The following is a 19,330-nucleotide window of genomic DNA, read 5'->3' on the forward strand; positions in this document are numbered from 1 at the left end:
ACAGCTAAGAGTAATACTAGTTATCTTAAAGTGCTGCGAAGCTTTGCTCTGCAGCGGCTATAGTGTGAGCTATATCAGCATCAGTATGGGCTAACGAGATAAAGCCAGCCTCATAAGCAGAAGGCGCTAAATAGACACCTTGTTGCAGCATTAAATGGAAGAAGCGGTTAAAGGCAGCAATATCGCACTGGGTAGCTTGGGCAAAGTTAGTTACTTGGGTTTCTTTGGTAAAAAACAAACCAAACATAGCACCAACTTGGTTAGTGCTTAGTGCAATATTGTGTTTTTTAGCCGCGGCAGCAATACCATTGACAAGTACGCGAGTTTTCTCGGTTAACACCTCATAGACTCCAGGCTTACTCAGTTCGGTTAAAGAGGCTAATCCGGCAGCCATAGCTATTGGGTTACCCGATAATGTACCCGCCTGATATACTGGGCCAAGCGGTGCTATATGATGCATAATTTCTTTTTTACCACCAAAAGCGCCAACTGGCATACCACCACCGATAATTTTTCCTAAAGTGGTTAAGTCAGGTTTTACGCCATAAACAGCTTGGGCGCCGCCTAGTGCAACTCTAAAGCCTGTCATCACTTCATCAAAGATAAGCACAGCACCATACTGATCACAAAGTTGGCGTAAGCCTTGTAAAAAGCCTTCAGTTGGAGGAATGCAGTTCATGTTACCTGCAACCGGCTCGACAATAATACAAGCAATATCATCACCATGTTTAGCGAAGGTTTGTTTAAGCTGCTCTAAGTTATTAAATTCACAGGTTAAAGTGTATTTAGCAAAGTCAGCAGGTACACCAGGTGAATTTGGTACGCCTAAGGTTAATGCACCAGAGCCAGCTTTTACTAATAAAGAATCAGCATGGCCATGGTAACAGCCTTCAAACTTAACAATAGTATTGCGATTGGTATAACCACGCGCTAAGCGGATAGCACTCATGGTGGCTTCAGTGCCTGAGCTAACCATGCGTACCATTTCCATGCTTGGTACTAGCTTAGTGACCATTTCGGCCATATCTACTTCTGCTGCGCAAGGCGCACCAAAACTTAAGCCTTTTTCAGCTGCGCTAATAACCGCTTGACGAATAGCAGGGTGGTTATGGCCCAGTAACATTGGCCCCCATGAACCTATATAGTCAATATAGCGTTTGCCATCGACATCAAACATATAAGCGCCATCAGCGTGATCGATAAAAACTGGGGTGCCACCCACACTGCTAAATGCACGAACTGGTGAGTTTACACCGCCTGGGATAGTACGTTGGGCACGGGCAAAAAGTTGCTCTGAAATCGACATAGGTATTAAATTCCAATAATTATATAAAACAGTTAAACACTAAGCTAAAACGAACGTTTGTCATTAAACACTTTTATTACTATACCAAGGTACAGGGCGTTCATAGTCTGTTACTTTATCTGCTACGTCTAAGCATAACGCAAATAAAGCCATTCGCACTAAAATGCCGTTATCGGCTTGACGAAAAATAGCTAAATTTGGATTAAGGTTTAAATCGTTGTCTAGCTCATTAGCTTCATGCCTAGAGTCTCGTGGTAGCGGGTGCATAATTACCGTATTAGATTTGCAATAACGGGTATAAATTTGCTGGTTTAGCCGAAACTTACCCCGATATAAATTAGCTTCTTCTTTGCTGCTAAACCGCTCTTCTTGGATCCGAGTTTGGTACACAATATCGGCATTAAGATTACCTTCTAGGCAGTCTGTAATAGTGACATCATGGCCTGCATTCTCAATAGCACTAATAATATCATCAGGCATAGCTAAGGCGTTAGGTGCAATTAAGGTAAAGCGGATATTTTTAAATAAACACAGAAGCTTAGATAAAGAATGGACAGTACGTCCGTACTTTAAATCGCCGACCATAGCGATATGCATACCATCAACGGTTAAACCGGAGGAGGCCAGTTCGCGCTCTATGGTAAACAAGTCTAATAAGGCTTGGGTAGGATGCTCATTAGCGCCATCACCACCATTAATTACCGGTACTCTACTGCCTAAGGCAAACTCTGTAACAGAGCCTGCTTGTGGGTGGCGCATGGCTATAATGTCACTATAGCTGCTGATAACCCTAGCGGTATCGAATAAAGACTCGCCTTTAGCCAAAGCTGAGCTTTCCATACCGGTGGTTTCTCTTACTTCGCCGCCCAGCAGGTTAAAAGCGCAACCAAAGCTGACGCGGGTACGGGTGCTGGGTTCAAAAAACAAATTACCTAAAATAGCGCCATCTAATACTGTTGTCCGCTTATGGCGGCTAGCATAAGGTGCCATCTTACGGGCTACTTGAAAAATATGTTGGATACTGTCGCGATCAAACTGATGGACAGAAAGAATATGTTCGCCTGTAAAGCTCATACTTAGCACTCTTTTCGGTAAGACGTTATTACTGCCACAACTGGCCAGTTTGTGTTGGCTATTATAGCCAATAACGACGCTGAAAAGCGAGTTGGATTAGAACGGTTTAAGTACAGCTAATAAGATCACAGCTAGCAGTATCAATACCGGAAGCTCATTAAATATACGGTAAAATCGTGAACTGCGCTGGTTTTTATTATGCTTAAAGTTAGCGAGTAATTTAAAACAGTAACCGTGATAAATATATAAAATTAAGACTAAAATTAACTTTAGGTGCAGCCAATGGCTGGCTTTAAGCCAAGCTAAGCCATAGCTATATATAAGTAGAGTACCAAATACTAAGGTTAAAATAGCAAAGGGGGTAACAAAGTAAAGTAGCCGCCGCTCCATGACTTTAAACTGCTTATCACAATCAGCGCTCTTAGTTTCAGCATGGTAAACAAATAAACGAGGTAGATAAAAAATACCGGCAAACCAGGCTACCATAAAAAAAATATGTAAGGCTTTATAAATAAGTACTGTTGTCATAGTAAATTATTCTGTTGTACCAATAAGCTGCGTATTTGATCCCAGCGAATAATACCAATTAACTGACAGGGATCTTGCTGTCGATATATATAGACTGCACCTTCTCTAGCTTGATCTAATATTGAATAGACTTCAGCTAAAGTAACTTGATGGCTAAGTCCTACTAAAGGCGTGTATTGCAGAGGACTTTCACCAGTCATAGATAACTGTACATCATAACTGGCCAGAAAAAACCTGGTTTCCAGCTCTGTACCACGTCTTATTATTAACTGTGCTGGTGGTGTTAAGCTATCTAAGGCTTGCATCACACTAGTATCATCAGGATTGGCTAATAGCTGATAGTTAGTATCCAGCATGGCTAAGGCCCCCACTTTTTGCAACACATCGTCAGCGGGAGATAATTTATAAGGCATTTGTAAAAAATCTAATTGTAATAAGAAAATAGACTTATTATTAAACAGCTGAACCGCTGTAATGTAAGCCGTAGCAATCACCAACATAGCTGGCACAATAATAGTTGGGTTATGGGCTAACTCCATTACAGCTACTAAAGCGGCTAAAGGTGCATGCATAGTTGCAGCCATTAAGCCCGCCATGCCTAATACCGCATAAGTGCCAGCAAGGCTGTTATCGCCAGTGATAAGTGCCGGAACTATGGCTAATAAAGTGCCAACTACAATGCCTATACCAAAAATTGGGCCTATAACACCGCCTGGTACACCTAGTCCTAAAGCAAACAAGGTTAATAACATTTTACCAATGAAGATGGTTAATAAAATGCTGATATTATCTGGCGTATTAATCGCATAGAATATAGCACCAGTCTCAGCCCCCATGGCTAATGGAATGGCGTAGCCAATAGCGGCGGTTATAACACCGGCAAGACTGAGTCGTACTAATAATGGCCAGTTTTTAAATAATTTAAGTAAACGCATTAAGTTGCTATTAAAAACGTAGGCAATAGCACCAAAAATAATGCCACATAACACTAAATAAGGCAGATGCCAGCCACTAATAGCAACAATTTTTAATAAAGCCAGCTCAGAGCTATTATCAAACACCGCTTGGGTGGCTAAGGCTCCTACCACTGAAGCTAGCATAATAGGGATAAAGACGTGGACACGATATTCTCGTAATACCACTTCCATGACAAAAAGTACTGCTGCTAAGGGGGTATTAAATGAGGCTGAAATACCAGCAGCAATACCGCAACCAGCTAAAATGCGAATACTGTTAAAAGGTAACTGCAGATATTTACCAATAGTGCTGGCGCCATAAGCACCAAGATGGACCGAAGGACCTTCTCTACCGACAGAAAAACCACTGCTTAAAGCTAAAATACCGCCAAAAAACTGATTAAAAGTATTACGAAATGGTAAAACACCATACTTTATTTTGATTCGACTAATAACAAAAGGAATGCCTAGCCTGTAATGTTTATAACCCGTAATGGCTGCAATTAAGCCGATTAATAAAGCGCCAATAATAGGCAAGATCCAGCGAATATCGGCAGGAACTGTAGAAAAGTCATCGCTTTTTTCAAGAAAAAACAATTGAATACCAATAATGGATAAACGAAATAAAATAATCAGTAAGGCCGCAATCAGACCACCTAGCATAGCCAATAAGCATAGTTGCCAAGACGTTTGGGCAAAGGCAAGGCGGCGTTGCAGGGCAGGAAGCCAAATTTTCCAGCGTTGCATAATTAACACTGCTAAAAAGGTATTTGACATAAGTGTAACATAAGCAATTGATAGCTTGGCATTAAACCTTACTGGCAAAGCTAAATATGTTATTCTGCTAATACTTGAATATAACAGTCAAGTATTAGATAATTTAAGCATAGCGTTAAACGATGGAGTTAATATGTCAGATCCGGCAGGGCCAATTGAGTTTACTGAAGCGGCAGCAAAAAAAGTCGCGTTATTAGTTACTGAAGAGGAAAATCCGGCATTAAAACTACGGGTATATATTACCGGTGGTGGTTGCTCTGGTTTTCAGTATGGTTTTACGTTTGACGAAAAAGTGAATGATGGTGACTTTGTTGTTGAAAAACAAGGTGTTTCTATGGTTATCGACCCTATGAGTTTACAATATTTAATGGGCGGTATAGTGGATTATACTGAAGGCTTGCAAGGTAGTCGTTTTGTTATTAACAACCCAAATGCCACTACTACTTGCGGTTGTGGATCGTCTTTTTCAGTCTAATCTTGATTAACTAATGCAGTATATAATTAATATAGCTTACCAGGCTAACGCTGAGTAAGCTGTATTAGCGCCGCTAGCATAACCGCAATGGCTATGTTAAATGCAATAATATAAGCAAAACCTTTCCAGCCTTGGCGAATAGTCCAATTATGTGACTTTAAATACCAGAACCATAAACCACACATAATTAATGGTAAAAAATACACTAGTTTAATCATTAGTTAAAATTACTCATCACCAACTAAATACTCTTAAAGCTATACTAGCATTGTTTTGCCTAGTGAATATAGGTGCATTACTGGCAATGGTGCTGAGTTTTTTCTGAGCTTTACTGTACGCTTGTCGTATCCTGTGGTTTAATTAACCGATTTATATTGCTTATTGCAATAGTAATAAGGTTTTTTTGTTAAGCATGGATGCGTACTAGATGTTATAAAAGCGTTAATAGCTGGGAGAATAAAAATATGAAAGGTACAAAAAGTGTCACGTCAGATGAAAATAAGCGCTTATGCATTTGGTTAAAACGACAACGCCAAGAAAAAGGCCATACTATGCGCAGTTTGTCTGAAATATTAGGTACGCCGCATTCATTTATAGGTAAAGTAGAGAATCAAGAGCGAAGACTTGATGTAATTGAATTTGTTCGTTATTGCCAAGCCCTTGATATAGATCCTATAGAAGGTTTAAAGCATGTCTTAGCAGGCTAAAGCTAATAGTCTTTTTTTATTAAAACCACTGCTATTTAGCGGTGGTTTTAATTTTAGGATTAAATTTATAGAGTAGTAAAATTAACACTAATGCAGGTAAGCCTAGTAACGCCGTAACAATAAAGAATTGGTTATAGCCCAATTGCTGCACCATGATGCCAGAGAAGCCCCCTGCAAATTTAGGTAGTAAAAGCATGAGTGAGCTAAAAATTGCGTATTGTGTAGCAGTAAAAGCTAAATTCACTAATGAAGATAAATAAGCAATAAAAGCACTAGTCGCAATCCCCGCGCTTAAGTTGTCGGCAGAAATAACTAAAGTTAACCAAGTTAAGTCATGGCCTATGGTACTAAGAGTGGCAAATAATAAATTGGTTGTTGCGCTTAATATAGCGCCTAAAAATAAGATCCGTAAAATACCAAATTGGTTAATTAATATCCCACCTAAAGCTGCACCAACTAAGGTCATAATGACCCCAAATACTTTAGATATACTCGCAATTTCTTCTTTGCTATAGCCCATATCAACATAAAATGCATTTGCCATTATCCCCATTACTATATCTGATAGTCGATAACAGGAAATTAAGGCTAAAATTAATAATGCTTGCCACTTGTAGCGCTGCACAAAATCAACAAAAGAGGCTAAAACAGCCGTTTTTAGCCAGTTAATAAGCTTAAAGTGACCTGTTTGTTTAGCATTTTGTTGTAAGTGAGTTTGCGGTTCTTTACTTAATAAAGTGGTTAGCAGCCCCGGCAGCATACACAATGCCATAGTGGCATAGGCCAGTTGCCAGCCTAGCAGCTCATACTCTTTACCTGTTGAATATAGTGCTGCTAACCATAAGGTGCCGGCTGAGGCTAAGATCATCGCTAAACGATAGCCGGTTAAATAGGCTGCAGCTAAGGCTGCTTGTAATTTTTCTGGTGCTGTTTCGATGCGAAAAGCATCAACATTGATATCTTGCGTCGCCGAGGCAAAAGCTAAAATGATGGCAAAAACGGCCATCAAAGCCAAATTATGTTGCGGATCCGTAAATGCCATGGCCAATATTGCTGCAATAACGGTTACTTGAGATGCTAATAACCAACTGCGCCGCCGACCTAAGCGCTGGTGAAGAAAGGGCAGTTGAACATGGTCTGCTAGCGGAGACCAAAGCCATTTAAAAGCATAAGCTAAAGCAACCCAACTGAAGTAGCCTATATCGGCGCGAGAAACGTTGGCTTCTCTAAGCCAAAAAGACAATACACCAAATACCAGCATTAAAGGTAAACCGCTAGAAAACCCTAAGATAAAGATACTTAATACACGAGATTGAAAATAAATTTGTAGGCCACGTAGGCTGTTAACTATAAATGACAAAAGAGACACTCGACTGCTTAAACAGCTGTTACTTTACTGCTGATTTAAATTAGGTCAAGTGTTTATGGTCGGATACCGACACAGTTTGCTGGTGCTAGGCCATAGCCCTTCAAATAGCTAAGACAATCCTGAATATTAGTGCGCAGCTGTTGGTCATACAGTAAATATGGCTCTGGCCAATATTCTAATTGGTGCAGCAAATGCCAAAATACTTGCTCTTGGCCACTACATTCTTGCGGGTAGTTTTGTTTGTACTGGGCCCATTCTTCTAGTGTGTCCCAAATAAAAATATGTAATTCAGAATAAGGGATCCGGCCATAAAAATAACCGGAAACATAATTAATTAATTGCTGTGATTTACTATCAATAAAAGGGTTAAGCATAATGCACCTTCGGCTGTCCTAAAACAGAGCAATTAACCTAAGTATAGTCTGTTTTATAATTCTGGCGCGGGTAGTACAGTAATCATTTTTATTACAATGGGTTCAACCGGTACGTTAGGCCAGCCAAGTTCAGTAGAGACATCAGTTGCTTGTTGTCTAATTTTCTCTAATACTGATTCACCTGCTGTAATACGGCCAAATACCGCATAGCCCCAGCGTGAGCCTGGGTCTAAATTCGGGTTATCTTTTAAATTGAAAAAAAACTGACTTGTTGCACTGTGGGGATCATTTACTCTAGCCATAGCTATAGTACCAAATGTATTTTTTAAGCCATTACCAGACTCATTAAATATTGGCTCACGCTCCACTATGGCTTTAAATTCAGTATTATAGCCGCCGCCTTGTAATACATACTCGGATTCTAAGCGATGGAAAATAGTATTATTATAGCGTTTATCTTTGACGTAGCTAAGAAAATTATTAACCGTAATTGGCGCTCGACTACGATCTAGTTCTAGTTCTATATCGCCTAAAGAGGTACTGATAAGTACTTTAGGAAATAAATTATTGGCCTGCACAAATTTCCCAGGATTAGCAAAGCTAGTCATACTGTAGCTTAGCAATACAATTAAAAAAAATGTCGAAAATAGTCGCATTATCATTACTTAACTCCGTAAAAAATTTTGCCAGCTAGTATCTTGTAATAATTGACCTAGCACTTGTTCGGTTAATACTCTTAAATCTCGCTCTACTGCAGCTATATCTATTTTAAAAGGTCCTGTTACGTTACCATCCCCAGAATAGGTTTTAGTAAACTCCTTACCAGAATCAGTTTTAATCATAATAGTTAGCCCTACCTGATTAGTGACGGTATGGTCTAATGTATTTTGTTGTACCAAAGCCTGTAACTGCGCAACTTTAATAGTAACACTAGTGGTGTTGTTACTATTGATAGTGGCGCCTTGCTGGCTTAAAGCTTGCGAAATTGTTGCTTGTAAGTGAGCAATAAGGTCATTACTGGTTTTAAGTTGATAGCCTTTACCCTTTTTTACGACTTTTAGCGTGTAAGGCATAGCTCTACTATCGACTACATGCAAGCTAAATTGAGCCTGACTAAGTGATGAACTTGGGGCTGCATAGGCTTGCGGTGCTAAAATAAACTTAGTTGGATTATTACTACAAGCAGTCAATAATAAAAAAGTTAAAACCAGTAGATAACGCATTGATTAACTCCTTTTAATAGCTTCTAAAATAACAAATTTGGGTCCTGTAGCTAGTAGTCGGCAATTACCAAAAAGGCGTTGCAGCACTTCGCTATAATTTAAATGGCGATTGGCCACTATGCGAAAATAGCCACCTTGTTTTAGAACACGCTTGGCATCTAAAAACATTTTGTTTGCAATATGTCGAGTGACTTCTTGTTGCTGATGAAAAGGTGGGTTGCATAAAATGTAATCTGCTGACTTGTCCGCTTGTTGTTGTAAACAGTCATCAATCACAAAGTCACATTGTGCTAGCTTTTCAGGTAAGTTACTGGCAATGGTTTGCCTAGCTGATTCAATAGCCATATAAGATTCATCGGTAAATATAAGCTTAATATTATTAGTTTGCTGCAGTAGTTTAAGGCCAATGACTCCGTTACCACAGCCAAGATCAATGACAGTTTTCTGCTCTGTTATTTGTGGCAAATGCTTTAGAAATACCCGCGCACCTAAGTCAAGCTTTTCACGTGAGAAGACATTAGCATGATTGACAACTTTAAAGCTTGAGTCTTCTAAAGGCCAAACTAATGGAAACTCTACAAACTTATTTGGTTTTAAATCTTTACTGAATTGACTTTGGATTAAACGACACTTTTTTACTGTTAACGAGGCTGAACTAGGGCCAAGAGTTTGCTCAAACATCGCCATGACATTACGAGTAATGTCTTTAGCTTTAGCGCTGGCATAAATAATGGTCTCTGGCGTCGCTACTTGTGCTAGCTGCTGTAAAATATACTGCAAGTAACTATGATTATTCGGTAGTTTTATTAAAACAATATCAGCATTAGGGTAAGCCTCTAAGCTAGTGAGTTGTTTTAGTTGCTGCGCCGGAAGTTTATTTTGTTCACGATTATATAATGTACCTTGGGCAGCGAGTAATGAGTCATTAATTTGTGTTTGCTGACAATCTGCCAAAGCACAAGACAAGGCGCCATAGCTATCATTAATAATAAGCAGCTTTGGCTGCCGCTTATGCATTGTGGTAAAGCTGGTTATGGCCTGGCTAGCATGGCTAATAAGCAACTCATCAGCCGCATCCCAAGCTTGTAAACTAGAATTATGTTGGTTTAATGGCCAACGTTGTAGTTGCCAAGTACCGGTTACACTTTCAAAAATAATATTCATAACAACACATATAATAAAGTAAGGCACCCATTTTGACATGCCTATGCGATAGCGACAACTAACAAAAGCAGTAGCCAGCATTTAGCGTAAATAACTCAGGAAGTATTCTCTACCTTTCTGCTTAGCTAAGTTTGGCGTATAGTATGCCGCGAGTTATATTAACCAGGCGTATTTAATCGCAGCTTTAATAGCAAAAGGACTTATATAATGGTGATTTATCAAACGATAGAGCAAAAGTTACGTGATAGCTTTAATCCGACATTTTTACAAGTCACTAATGAAAGCTATAAGCATAATGTTCCTGTGGGTTCAGAGTCACATTTTAATGTGATAGTAGTTAGCGATGCCTTTGCTAATCAACGATTACTGCAGCGGCATAGAGCTATAAATGCAGTGCTAGCTGAAGAACTAGCTCAGCATATCCATGCTTTGGCAATGCACACCTATACCCCTCAAGAGTGGAATGAACAGCAAGCGGATAAAGTGCCTGCCTCACCTAAATGTTATGGTGGCGGCAAATAAATTCTGGGCAGCATTAACAGAAAATGGAAAGTCATTGCGCTGATCCGACCTGTTTTTGCTGGTAAAGTTTTACACTAGCGTCAATTTTCGCAATAACAGCAGGAGCTGTCATGGTTATTCAACCTAAAATTCGTGGTTTTATTTGTACTAATGCGCATCCAGTAGGTTGTGCAGAGCATGTCAACGAACAGATTGAGTATGTTAAATCGTTAGGTGACATCACCCAAGGTCCAAAAAATGTTTTAGTTATTGGCTCATCAACTGGTTATGGCTTAGCGTCACGTATTACAGCCGCTTTTGGCTCAGGTGCTAAAACCTTAGGCATCTTTTTTGAAAAAGAGCCCAGTGAAACCAAAACAGCTTCAGCAGGTTGGTATAATACGGTCGCCTTTGAGCAAGCAGCAGATGCAGCTGGGCTGTGGAATAAACATATCAATGGTGATGCATTTACCGATGAGTTAAAAGCGCAAGCCATAGATGTTATTCGTCAAGAGATGGGTAAAATTGATTTAATAGTTTATAGCTTGGCGGCACCTCGGCGTAAAGATCCGGTAACTGGCGATGTATATGGTTCTGTTTTAAAGCCTATAGGGGAAGCCTATACCGCTAAAACATTAAATACTAGCAAGCGTGAAATAGAACATGTGTCTGTAGAGCCTGCTAGCGAACAAGAAATCTTTGACACTATTAAAGTGATGGGTGGTGAAGATTGGGAACGTTGGATAAACCAACTTGACGGTGCAGGTGTGTTAGCCGACAACTGTCAAACAGTTGCTTATACTTATATAGGTGAAAAACTTACTTGGCCTATCTATGGTAAAGCCACTATCGGTCGGGCCAAAGAAGATTTAGATCGGGCAGCAGCGGCCATCACCGGTAAGTTAGAGCGCATTAATGGTAAAGCTTATGTTGCATCACTAAAAGCACTGGTTACCCAAGCTAGCTCAGCTATTCCTATTATGCCTTTATATATTTCATTGCTCTATCGTGTCATGAAAGAAGAAGGCACCCATGAAGGCTGTATTGAACAAATTAACGGCTTATTCCGTCAAGGTTTATACAGTGCTACGCCTACGCTAGATAGTGAAGGACGCTTACGTCAAGATGGTAAAGAGTTAAGTGAGCATATTCAGCAAGCAGTAACAGACTTATGGCACCAAGTTACGACAGAAACTATAGATACTTTAACCGATTACAAAGGCTATCATAGTGAGTTTTTACGTCTGTTTGGCTTTGGTTATGAGCATGTAGATTATGACGCTGACGTGGAAGCTTTGTTGCCATTAACAAACTTGGTTAAATAATTAGGTTTATGCGTTTAACTTTAAAGCTTAACCCTAAATGGATAGGGCTACATAAGTAAACGAGAGCTAAGGCAACAGTTAAAACGCTTGGTTTATTCTGCTGAAGTAACTTTGACTCGACCAAGCGTATATTTAGTCGGCTAATTTGCTATAAAATTTGCGCTTTAGCATAGATAGGTGGTCGCATTAGTGCTAGAATTCGCGACTTTAATACGTGTATCCGCTGATAAAATAACCAGACCAAGGTTTGGATTTATTCTACGGATGCGCTGCGCGGTGAGCAGCTGAAAAACTAGGTCCTGTTTCTTCCAATAATAGTAGTGCAAGTACGTATGATAAAACTCAAAAAAGGCTTGGACATTCCCCTGTCGGGCAGTCCTAAACAAGAGATCAGTACCGGCAATAGCATCAAAACCGTAGCGGTATTGGGCGAAGAGTATGTTGGTATGCGTCCGACCATGGCGGTCGAAGTAGGTGATCAAGTAAAAAAAGGTCAGGTACTTTTTGAAGACAAAAAGAACCCAGGCGTTAAATTTACTGCACCTGTCGCAGGTACTGTCAAAGAAATTAACCGTGGCGCTAGGCGGGTATTACAGTCTGTAGTTATTGCTGCAGAAGGTGATGCTGCTGAAAAGTTTACTAGCTACCCAGCTAATCAGCTGGCTGGTTTAAGTGCAGAGCAGGTTAAGCAAAATTTAGCGGATTCAGGTCTTTGGGTAGCGTTACGTACCCGACCTTACAGCCAATCTCCAGCGCTAGACAGTTCGCCTAAGGCGATATTTGTTAATGCCATGGATACTAATCCGTTAGCAGCAGATCCCAGTGTTATTATTGCCGCTAACTCAGATGCCTTTACGCATGGCTTAACCGTACTTTCTACTTTAACCGCAGGTAATAAATTATATCTGTGTAAAAAAGCTGGCAGTACAGTACCTAGCATATCCCAGGCAGAGGTCGCTGAGTTTGATGGTCCGCATCCAGCAGGCTTAGTTGGCACTCATATTCACTTCTTAGATAGCGCTAGTGCTAAAAATATTGTTTGGCATATTGGCTATCAAGACGTCATTGCTATTGGCAAATTGTTCACTACTGGTGAGTTGTTCAATGAGCGAGTAGTTTCATTAGCTGGTCCTGTAGTGAAATCACCTCGTTTAGTGAAAACCATTTTAGGTGCTTCGGTTAGCGAGTTAGCAGCAGGTGAATTAGAAGAAGGTCAACAGCGTATTATTTCAGGCTCAGTGTTAGCAGGAACTAATGCTCATGGTGTTCATGGCTACCTAGGGCGCTTCCATAACCAAATATCAGTATTAGCTGAAGGTTATGAAAAAGACTTTTTAGGTTGGTTAGCACCTGGTGCCTCTAAATTCTCTGTAACACGCGCTTATTTAGCACATTTAAATCCGAAACGACTATTTAATATGACTACTACTACTAATGGTTCGCCACGTTCTATGGTACCAATCGGTAACTATGAGCGGGTTATGCCATTGGATATATTGCCAACATTATTACTTAGAGATTTAATTTCTGGTGATACTGATGAAGCGCAAGCTTTAGGTTGTCTAGAATTGGACGAAGAAGATTTAGCACTGTGTACCTTTGTTTGTCCTGGTAAATACGATTACGGCACTATTTTACGTGATTGCTTGACGACCATTCAGAAGGAAGGCTAGTCATGAGTTTAAAGCATTTTTTAGAGCGTATTGAGCCCTCATTTGAAAAGGGCGGAAAATATGAAAGATGGTATGCATTATATGAAGCCTTAGCGACAGTATTGTATACACCTGGTCATGTTACCCGTAATGGTACTCACGTTCGTGACAGTATCGACTTAAAGCGGATTATGATCTTTGTTTGGTTAGCGCTGTTTCCTGCGTTATTCTTTGGTATGTATAACATAGGTCATCAGGCTGTTGCTGCATTGCAAGCTGGTTTTGGTACCCCTGATACATGGCAGGTTAGTTTGTTTGCTATGTTAGGCGGCGAACTTAGCATTGATTCAGGCTGGGCTAGTAAAATGTGGTACGGCGCTGTTTGGTTTGTGCCTATCTATGCCGTGACCTTTATTGTTGGTGGCTTTTGGGAGGTTTTATTCTCAACGGTTCGTAAGCATGAAATTAACGAAGGTTTCTTTGTTAGTTCAATTTTATTTGCCTTAATATTGCCGGCAACCATTCCTTTATGGCAAGTCGCCTTAGGTATTACCTTTGGTATTGTAGTGGCAAAAGAAGTGTTTGGTGGTACTGGCCGTAACTTCTTAAACCCTGCATTAGCTGGTCGTGCTTTCTTATTCTTTGCTTATCCTGCAGCCATTTCAGGTGATGCAGTATGGACTGTTGCTGACGGATTCTCTGGGCCTACTTTATTAAGTAAAGCCGCTTCTGGTGAATTGGACTACAGCTGGGCAGCTAGCTCACAACAGTGGTTAGAAGCCTTCTATGGCTTTATTCCAGGCTCTGTAGGTGAAACATCAGTTTTAGCGCTATTAATTGGTGGTTTTGCTCTAATTTATTTCCGTATCGCTTCATGGCGTATTGTAGCTGGTGTGATGATTGGTATGGTAGCAACATCGTTCCTCTTCAATAGCATTGGCTCAGGCAGTAATGCTATGTTTGCTATGCCTTGGCATTGGCACTTAGTGTTAGGAGGCTTTGCAATCGGTATGTTCTTTATGGCAACTGACCCTGTATCAGCTTCTTTTACCAATCAAGGTAAATGGGCTTATGGTATTTTAATTGGCTTAATGGTGGTAATGATCCGTGTTGTTAATCCTGCCTATCCTGAAGGTATGATGTTAGCAATATTATTTGCCAACCTATTTGCGCCATTATTTGATTTCTTCGTGGCTCAGGCCAATATTAAACGGAGGCTGGCACGCAATGTCTAGTAATAACGATAGTATCAGCAAAACCTTAATTGTAGTTATTTCACTATGTTTAGTTTGTGCTGTAATAGTGTCAACGGCTGCTGTGCAATTACGTCCGCAACAACAAGCGAACAAATTGCTAGATTCGCATAAAAACGTCTTAGCTGTAACGGGCTTATTAACTGATGGTGATATTAATCAGTTATACAATAAGCACATTGAAGAGCGCTTTGTTGATTTAGATACTGGTAATTTAGTTGAAAAACCAGAAAACTATGATTACCGCAAAGCAATGAAAGATGTGGATACCAGTGAAAGATTAACAGCGGCAGAAGATGTAGCCTCTATTAAAACGCGTGCCAACATAGCTCCGGTGTATTTTGCTTATGATAAGGGTGTAGCGTCTGGTGAGTTGACTTCAATTGTATTACCTATTCATGGTTACGGTTTATGGTCAACTATGCATGCTTTTTTAGCGTTAAGCAGTGATGGTACAACTATTAAAGGCCTAACTTATTACGAGCAAGGTGAAACTGCTGGTTTAGGTGGTGAAGTGCAAAATCCAAGATGGGTTGCGCAATTCGTTGGTAAAAAATTACTAGATAAATCTGGTGAACCAGCAATAAAAGTGGTTAAGCCTGGCAATGCCAGTGCCGACTCTGCGTTTGAAGTAGACGGCTTGTCTGGCGCTACTTTAACCAGTAATGGTGTGCAGTATACTTTCGATTTCTGGGCCGGCGCCAAGGGCTTTGCTCCCTTCCTGGCTAAAGTTCGTGAAGGAGCATTAAACAATGGCTAATGCAAAAGAAATTAAAACGGTCCTGTTTGGTCCTATCTTTGCTAACAACCCTATAGCGTTACAAGTATTGGGTATTTGTTCGGCATTAGCCGTGACTACGCAGATGGATAAAGCTTTAGTAATGTGTATTGCACTTACGCTAGTAACAGCTTTTTCTAACTTCTTTATCTCGTTAATTCGTAACCATATTCCATCAAGTGTGCGTATTATTGTGCAGATGACGATTATCGCTTCATTGGTAATCGTAGTCGATCAGCTGTTAAAAGCATTTGCTTATGAGGTCTCTAAAGAGTTATCGGTATTCGTTGGCTTAATTATTACCAACTGTATCGTAATGGGACGTGCTGAAGCCTTTGCTATGAAACGCTCACCAGGTATTAGCTTTTTAGATGGTATTGGTAACGGTTTAGGTTATAGCCTAGTGTTGATGATTGTTGCCTTTATCCGTGAGTTGGGTGGTTCAGGTACCTTATTTGGTTTTGAAATTATGCCGTTAGTTAAAGATGGCGGCTGGTATCAACCTATGGGCTTGCTGTTAATGCCACCAAGTGCGTTTATCATTATTGCCGCATTTATATGGATACTACGCGCTTTTCGTACTGAGCAAGTAGAAAAGGCATAAGGGGTTATCGATGGAACATTATATAAGTTTATTTGTTCGCGCGGTTTTTATTGAGAACTTAGCGTTAACGTTTTTCCTCGGTATGTGTACTTTTATTGCCGTATCGAAAAAAATCACTACAGCTTTTGGCTTAGGTGTTGCAGTTACTGTAGTACTTGGTATTTCAGTACCGGTAAATAATTTGGTTTATCAAAACTTATTAGCACCGGGTGCACTGGGTTGGGCTGGCTTCCCTGAAGCTGATTTAAGCTTTTTAGGCTTCTTAACCTATATTGGTGTTATCGCTGCATTAGTACAGATTTTAGAGATGATTTTAGATAAGTTTTTCCCAGCGTTATATAACGCACTAGGGATCTTCTTACCGTTAATCACTGTAAACTGTGCCATCTTCGGTGGTGTCGCCTTTATGGTAGAGCGTGACTATAACTTTAGCGAAAGTGTGGTCTTTGGTATTGGTAGTGGCCTTGGTTGGGCATTAGCGATTACTTTACTTGCAGCTGTTCGTGAAAAGTTAAAGTATGCAGATATTCCGGAAGGTTTGCGCGGTTTAGGCTCAACCTTCTTAATTGTTGGTTTAATGGGATTAGGCTTTATGTCTTTCTCAGGTGTTTCTCTGTAAGGGGTAAAGGAACGCGATATGGAAAATGTAGACATATTTCTTGGCGTTGGCATGTTTACCCTGGTGGTGCTGGCGTTAGTAATTATTATTTTAGCGGCTAAGTCAAAGCTGGTTGCCTCGGGTGATATTACTATCAGTATTAACGATGATCCAAGCAAAGCTATTAAAACTCAAGCCGGTGGTAAATTACTTGGCGCTTTAGCTGATAAAGGTATTTTCTTATCTTCAGCTTGTGGTGGTGGTGGTACTTGTGGTCAGTGTAAGGTGCATGTTAAGTCTGGTGGTGGTGAAATCTTACCAACAGAATTAGGCCATATTACTAAGGGCGAAGCCCGTGATGGTTGTCGTTTATCTTGTCAGGTTAACGTTAAATCTGATATGGAAATTGAAGTTGAAGATGAAGTCTTTGGTATTAAAAAATGGGAATGCGAAGTTATTTCTAATGATAACAAAGCTACCTTTATCAAAGAATTAGTTTTAAAGATCCCTGATGGTGAAACGGTACCTTTCCGTGCTGGTGGTTATATTCAAATTGAAGCACCTGCGCATCATATCAAATATAAAGATTTTGATATTCCAGCGGAATTCCGTGGTGACTGGGAGCGTTTTAACTTCTTTAGTTTAGAGTCAAAAGTAGACGAAGAAACAATTCGTGCTTACTCGATGGCTAACTATCCAGAAGAAGAAGGCATTATTATGCTGAACGTACGGGTTGCAACGCCGCCACCAAATAACTTGACGCTACCTTGTGGTAAAATGTCATCTTATATTTGGAGCCTGAAAAAAGGTGATAAAGTCACTATTTCTGGTCCATTCGGTGAGTTCTTTGCTAAACAAACTGAAGCTGAAATGGTCTTTATTGGTGGTGGTGCAGGTATGGCACCTATGCGTTCGCATATATTTGACCAAATGCGCCGCTTAAAAACTAAGCGTAAAGTAAGCTTCTGGTATGGTGCTCGTTCTAAGCGTGAAATGTTCTATACTGAAGATTTCGATATGCTGGCAGCAGAGAATGACAACTTTGAATGGCATGTCGCTTTATCAGATCCTCAGCCTGAAGATAATTGGACTGGCTATACAGGTTTTATTCATAATGTTATTTATGAGAACTACCTGAAAAACCATAAGGCTCCGGAGGATTGTGAGTTTTATATGTGTGGTCCGCCAATGATGAATAAAGCTGTTATCAGCATGCTGCAAGATCTGGGCGTAGAAGATGAAAACATTATGTTAGATGATTTCGGTGGCTAACATTATGTAATACTAGCAGGGGCAATTTTAAGTTGCCCCTGCTGCTTTTAGGAACATGTATGCATTTTATTGCTTATTATAAAGTTTGGCTAGTAGCTGTTGCGCTGGCCTTTTTAGTTTCATGTAACCCAGCTAAAACCACAACTGATGTTCAACAATTTAGTGGCAACACTATGGGCACTTATTATGTGGTTAAGTTTGTCCATAGCAACCAAGTTGATAGTAAAGCACTACAGCAGCAAGTAGATACAGAGTTAGAGCTTATTAATGACTTAATGTCTACTTACCGACCGACATCAGAGCTAATGCGCTTTAATGGGCTAGCCGCTAATGAAGTGTTCGTTTTAAGTGCGCCTACTCGTACTGTTATCACTGAAGCTATCCGCATGGGTAAGGAGACTAATGGTGTGCTGGATGTGACAGTAGGCCCTTTAGTAGAGCTATGGGGTTTTGGTGCTAAGGGCCGAATTGAACAAGCACCTGAACAATCCCAGATAGATGCTGTCCAACCTTATATTGGCATAGATAAACTTAGTTTGACCTCTGCAGGTTTAACTAAGTCGGTAGCAGAGTTAGCCGTTGATTTATCAACTATTGCAAAAGGTTATGCAGTGGATCGGGTTGCTGAGATATTAGAGCAGGCGAGTATCCATAACTATTTAGTTGAAATTGGCGGTGAGATGCGACTCAAAGGCACCAAGACTGAGCAGCCTTGGCGTATTGCCATTGAAAAACCAGAATCAGCTGAGCGTGCCGTACAGCGAGTAATAGCTCCTGGTGATATGGGAGTTGCGACTTCAGGAGATTATCGCAATTACTTCGAGCATGATGGTGTTAGGTTTTCGCACTTAATTAATCCTCACACTGGGCGACCGATTCAAAATCGAATTGTTTCAACAACTGTTTTTCATCCGTCTTGTATGACAGCAGATGGTTATGCTACTGCTTTAAACATTATGGATAATGAGCAAGAGGCTTTAGCTTTTGCCAATAAACATCAGATAGCAGCTTTACTGGTAGTTAAAACAGATGAAGGCTATATTGAATTAGCGTCTGAAATGTTTAAACCCTATATTACAGAGTAGTAAGGTGGTAAATATGAGTATATTTTTATTAACATTTGCGTTGTTTTTAATAGTGGTAGTTGCGATGGCTTTGGGGTATTTACTGCAACGTAAATCTATTGCCGGTAGCTGCGGAGGTCTAGGTGCCTTGGGTATTGAAAAAGCCTGTGATTGTGACAACCCATGTGAAAGTCGGTTGCGCCGGCTAGAAAAAGAAAAATTTTGGCAAGATAATAAAATTATTTAGAGCTATATTTAGTTAACTCAGGATGAGTTAACTAAAGGTTGTAGCTATAGCTGTTGCTCGTTATGCTGTAGCTATCAGTCTAA

At 40.2% G+C, this 19,330-nt stretch carries 22 protein-coding genes; 12 read left to right on the forward strand and 10 right to left on the reverse strand.

Annotated features, from left to right (window positions below):
* Positions 1-25 precede the first annotated feature (25 nt).
* The 4 genes from hemL to RDV63_RS06070 form a co-directional block, all read right to left on the reverse strand.
* On the reverse strand, positions 26-1,306 hold the full coding sequence (gene hemL / locus RDV63_RS06055) for a glutamate-1-semialdehyde 2,1-aminomutase (RefSeq protein ID WP_313908612.1): 1,281 nt from the start codon (positions 1,304-1,306) through the stop codon (positions 26-28).
* A 63-nt stretch (positions 1,307-1,369) separates the two neighbouring features.
* Positions 1,370-2,380 (reverse strand): aspartate carbamoyltransferase, encoded by a 1,011-nt coding sequence (locus RDV63_RS06060; protein ID WP_313908613.1) that lies wholly within the window; start codon positions 2,378-2,380, stop codon positions 1,370-1,372.
* A 96-nt stretch (positions 2,381-2,476) separates the two neighbouring features.
* Positions 2,477-2,908, reverse strand: coding sequence for a CopD family protein (locus RDV63_RS06065; protein WP_313908614.1), 432 nt, complete (start codon positions 2,906-2,908; stop codon positions 2,477-2,479).
* A complete protein-coding gene (locus RDV63_RS06070) occupies positions 2,905-4,641 on the reverse strand; it encodes a chloride channel protein (RefSeq protein ID WP_313908615.1) in 1,737 nt (578 codons plus the stop codon). The genes RDV63_RS06065 and RDV63_RS06070 overlap by 4 nt, the downstream gene beginning before the upstream one ends.
* 133 nt (positions 4,642-4,774) lie before the next feature.
* On the opposite strand from RDV63_RS06070, the gene erpA reads away from it, so the two are divergent.
* A complete protein-coding gene (erpA, locus tag RDV63_RS06075) occupies positions 4,775-5,116 on the forward strand; it encodes an iron-sulfur cluster insertion protein ErpA (RefSeq protein WP_313910388.1) in 342 nt (113 codons plus the stop codon).
* A 44-nt stretch (positions 5,117-5,160) separates the two neighbouring features.
* On the opposite strand, the gene RDV63_RS06080 is transcribed toward erpA, so the two are convergent.
* Positions 5,161-5,334 (reverse strand): hypothetical protein, encoded by a 174-nt coding sequence (locus tag RDV63_RS06080; protein ID WP_313908616.1) that lies wholly within the window; start codon positions 5,332-5,334, stop codon positions 5,161-5,163.
* A gap of 246 nt (positions 5,335-5,580) precedes the next feature.
* Between RDV63_RS06080 and RDV63_RS06085 the strand changes: the two genes are divergently transcribed.
* A complete protein-coding gene (locus RDV63_RS06085; protein WP_313908617.1) occupies positions 5,581-5,823 on the forward strand; it encodes a helix-turn-helix transcriptional regulator in 243 nt (80 codons plus the stop codon).
* A 31-nt stretch (positions 5,824-5,854) separates the two neighbouring features.
* Here RDV63_RS06085 and RDV63_RS06090 read toward each other — a convergent pair whose 3' ends face one another.
* The 5 genes from RDV63_RS06090 to RDV63_RS06110 form a co-directional block, all read right to left on the reverse strand.
* Complete coding sequence (locus RDV63_RS06090) at positions 5,855-7,183, reverse strand: AmpG family muropeptide MFS transporter (protein ID WP_313908618.1); 1,329 nt, start codon at positions 7,181-7,183, stop codon at positions 5,855-5,857.
* A gap of 62 nt (positions 7,184-7,245) precedes the next feature.
* On the reverse strand, positions 7,246-7,566 hold the full coding sequence (locus tag RDV63_RS06095) for a hypothetical protein (RefSeq protein ID WP_313908619.1): 321 nt from the start codon (positions 7,564-7,566) through the stop codon (positions 7,246-7,248).
* 53 nt (positions 7,567-7,619) lie between these two features.
* Positions 7,620-8,228 (reverse strand): peptidylprolyl isomerase, encoded by a 609-nt coding sequence (locus tag RDV63_RS06100; protein ID WP_313908620.1) that lies wholly within the window; start codon positions 8,226-8,228, stop codon positions 7,620-7,622.
* Between the two features lie 3 nt (positions 8,229-8,231).
* On the reverse strand, positions 8,232-8,789 hold the full coding sequence (locus RDV63_RS06105) for a YajG family lipoprotein (RefSeq protein WP_313908621.1): 558 nt from the start codon (positions 8,787-8,789) through the stop codon (positions 8,232-8,234).
* Between the two features lie 3 nt (positions 8,790-8,792).
* Positions 8,793-9,953, reverse strand: coding sequence for a methyltransferase (locus RDV63_RS06110; protein WP_313908622.1), 1,161 nt, complete (start codon positions 9,951-9,953; stop codon positions 8,793-8,795).
* Between the two features lie 207 nt (positions 9,954-10,160).
* Between RDV63_RS06110 and bolA the strand changes: the two genes are divergently transcribed.
* The 10 genes from bolA to nqrM all read left to right on the forward strand — a co-directional run bounded on the left by bolA (position 10,161) and on the right by nqrM (position 19,247).
* On the forward strand, positions 10,161-10,475 hold the full coding sequence (gene bolA, locus RDV63_RS06115) for a transcriptional regulator BolA (protein WP_313908623.1): 315 nt from the start codon (positions 10,161-10,163) through the stop codon (positions 10,473-10,475).
* Between the two features lie 110 nt (positions 10,476-10,585).
* A complete protein-coding gene (fabV, locus tag RDV63_RS06120; RefSeq protein WP_313908624.1) occupies positions 10,586-11,779 on the forward strand; it encodes an enoyl-ACP reductase FabV in 1,194 nt (397 codons plus the stop codon).
* 332 nt (positions 11,780-12,111) lie between these two features.
* On the forward strand, positions 12,112-13,452 hold the full coding sequence (locus RDV63_RS06125) for a Na(+)-translocating NADH-quinone reductase subunit A (RefSeq protein WP_313908625.1): 1,341 nt from the start codon (positions 12,112-12,114) through the stop codon (positions 13,450-13,452).
* 2 nt (positions 13,453-13,454) lie between these two features.
* Complete coding sequence (locus RDV63_RS06130) at positions 13,455-14,666, forward strand: NADH:ubiquinone reductase (Na(+)-transporting) subunit B (RefSeq protein WP_313908626.1); 1,212 nt, start codon at positions 13,455-13,457, stop codon at positions 14,664-14,666.
* Positions 14,659-15,444, forward strand: a complete 786-nt coding sequence (locus RDV63_RS06135; protein ID WP_313908627.1) for a Na(+)-translocating NADH-quinone reductase subunit C — start codon at positions 14,659-14,661, stop codon at positions 15,442-15,444. Before RDV63_RS06130 ends, RDV63_RS06135 begins: the two co-directional genes overlap by 8 nt.
* Positions 15,437-16,066, forward strand: a complete 630-nt coding sequence (locus RDV63_RS06140; protein ID WP_313908628.1) for an NADH:ubiquinone reductase (Na(+)-transporting) subunit D — start codon at positions 15,437-15,439, stop codon at positions 16,064-16,066. The genes RDV63_RS06135 and RDV63_RS06140 overlap by 8 nt, the downstream gene beginning before the upstream one ends.
* Positions 16,067-16,076: 10 nt before the next feature.
* A complete protein-coding gene (gene nqrE / locus RDV63_RS06145; protein WP_313908629.1) occupies positions 16,077-16,685 on the forward strand; it encodes an NADH:ubiquinone reductase (Na(+)-transporting) subunit E in 609 nt (202 codons plus the stop codon).
* Between the two features lie 18 nt (positions 16,686-16,703).
* Positions 16,704-17,936, forward strand: a complete 1,233-nt coding sequence (nqrF, locus tag RDV63_RS06150; protein ID WP_313908630.1) for an NADH:ubiquinone reductase (Na(+)-transporting) subunit F — start codon at positions 16,704-16,706, stop codon at positions 17,934-17,936.
* 59 nt (positions 17,937-17,995) lie between these two features.
* Positions 17,996-19,021, forward strand: a complete 1,026-nt coding sequence (locus tag RDV63_RS06155; RefSeq protein WP_313908631.1) for an FAD:protein FMN transferase — start codon at positions 17,996-17,998, stop codon at positions 19,019-19,021.
* A 13-nt stretch (positions 19,022-19,034) separates the two neighbouring features.
* The gene (nqrM, locus tag RDV63_RS06160; RefSeq protein WP_313908632.1) at positions 19,035-19,247 is read left to right on the forward strand and encodes a (Na+)-NQR maturation NqrM; all 213 of its coding nucleotides are present in this window, start codon (positions 19,035-19,037) and stop codon (positions 19,245-19,247) included.
* The last annotated feature ends 83 nt before the right edge of the window (positions 19,248-19,330 follow it).

The sequence above is a fragment of the Rheinheimera sp. MMS21-TC3 genome (assembly GCF_032229285.1).
Classification (GTDB): domain Bacteria; phylum Pseudomonadota; class Gammaproteobacteria; order Enterobacterales; family Alteromonadaceae; genus Alishewanella.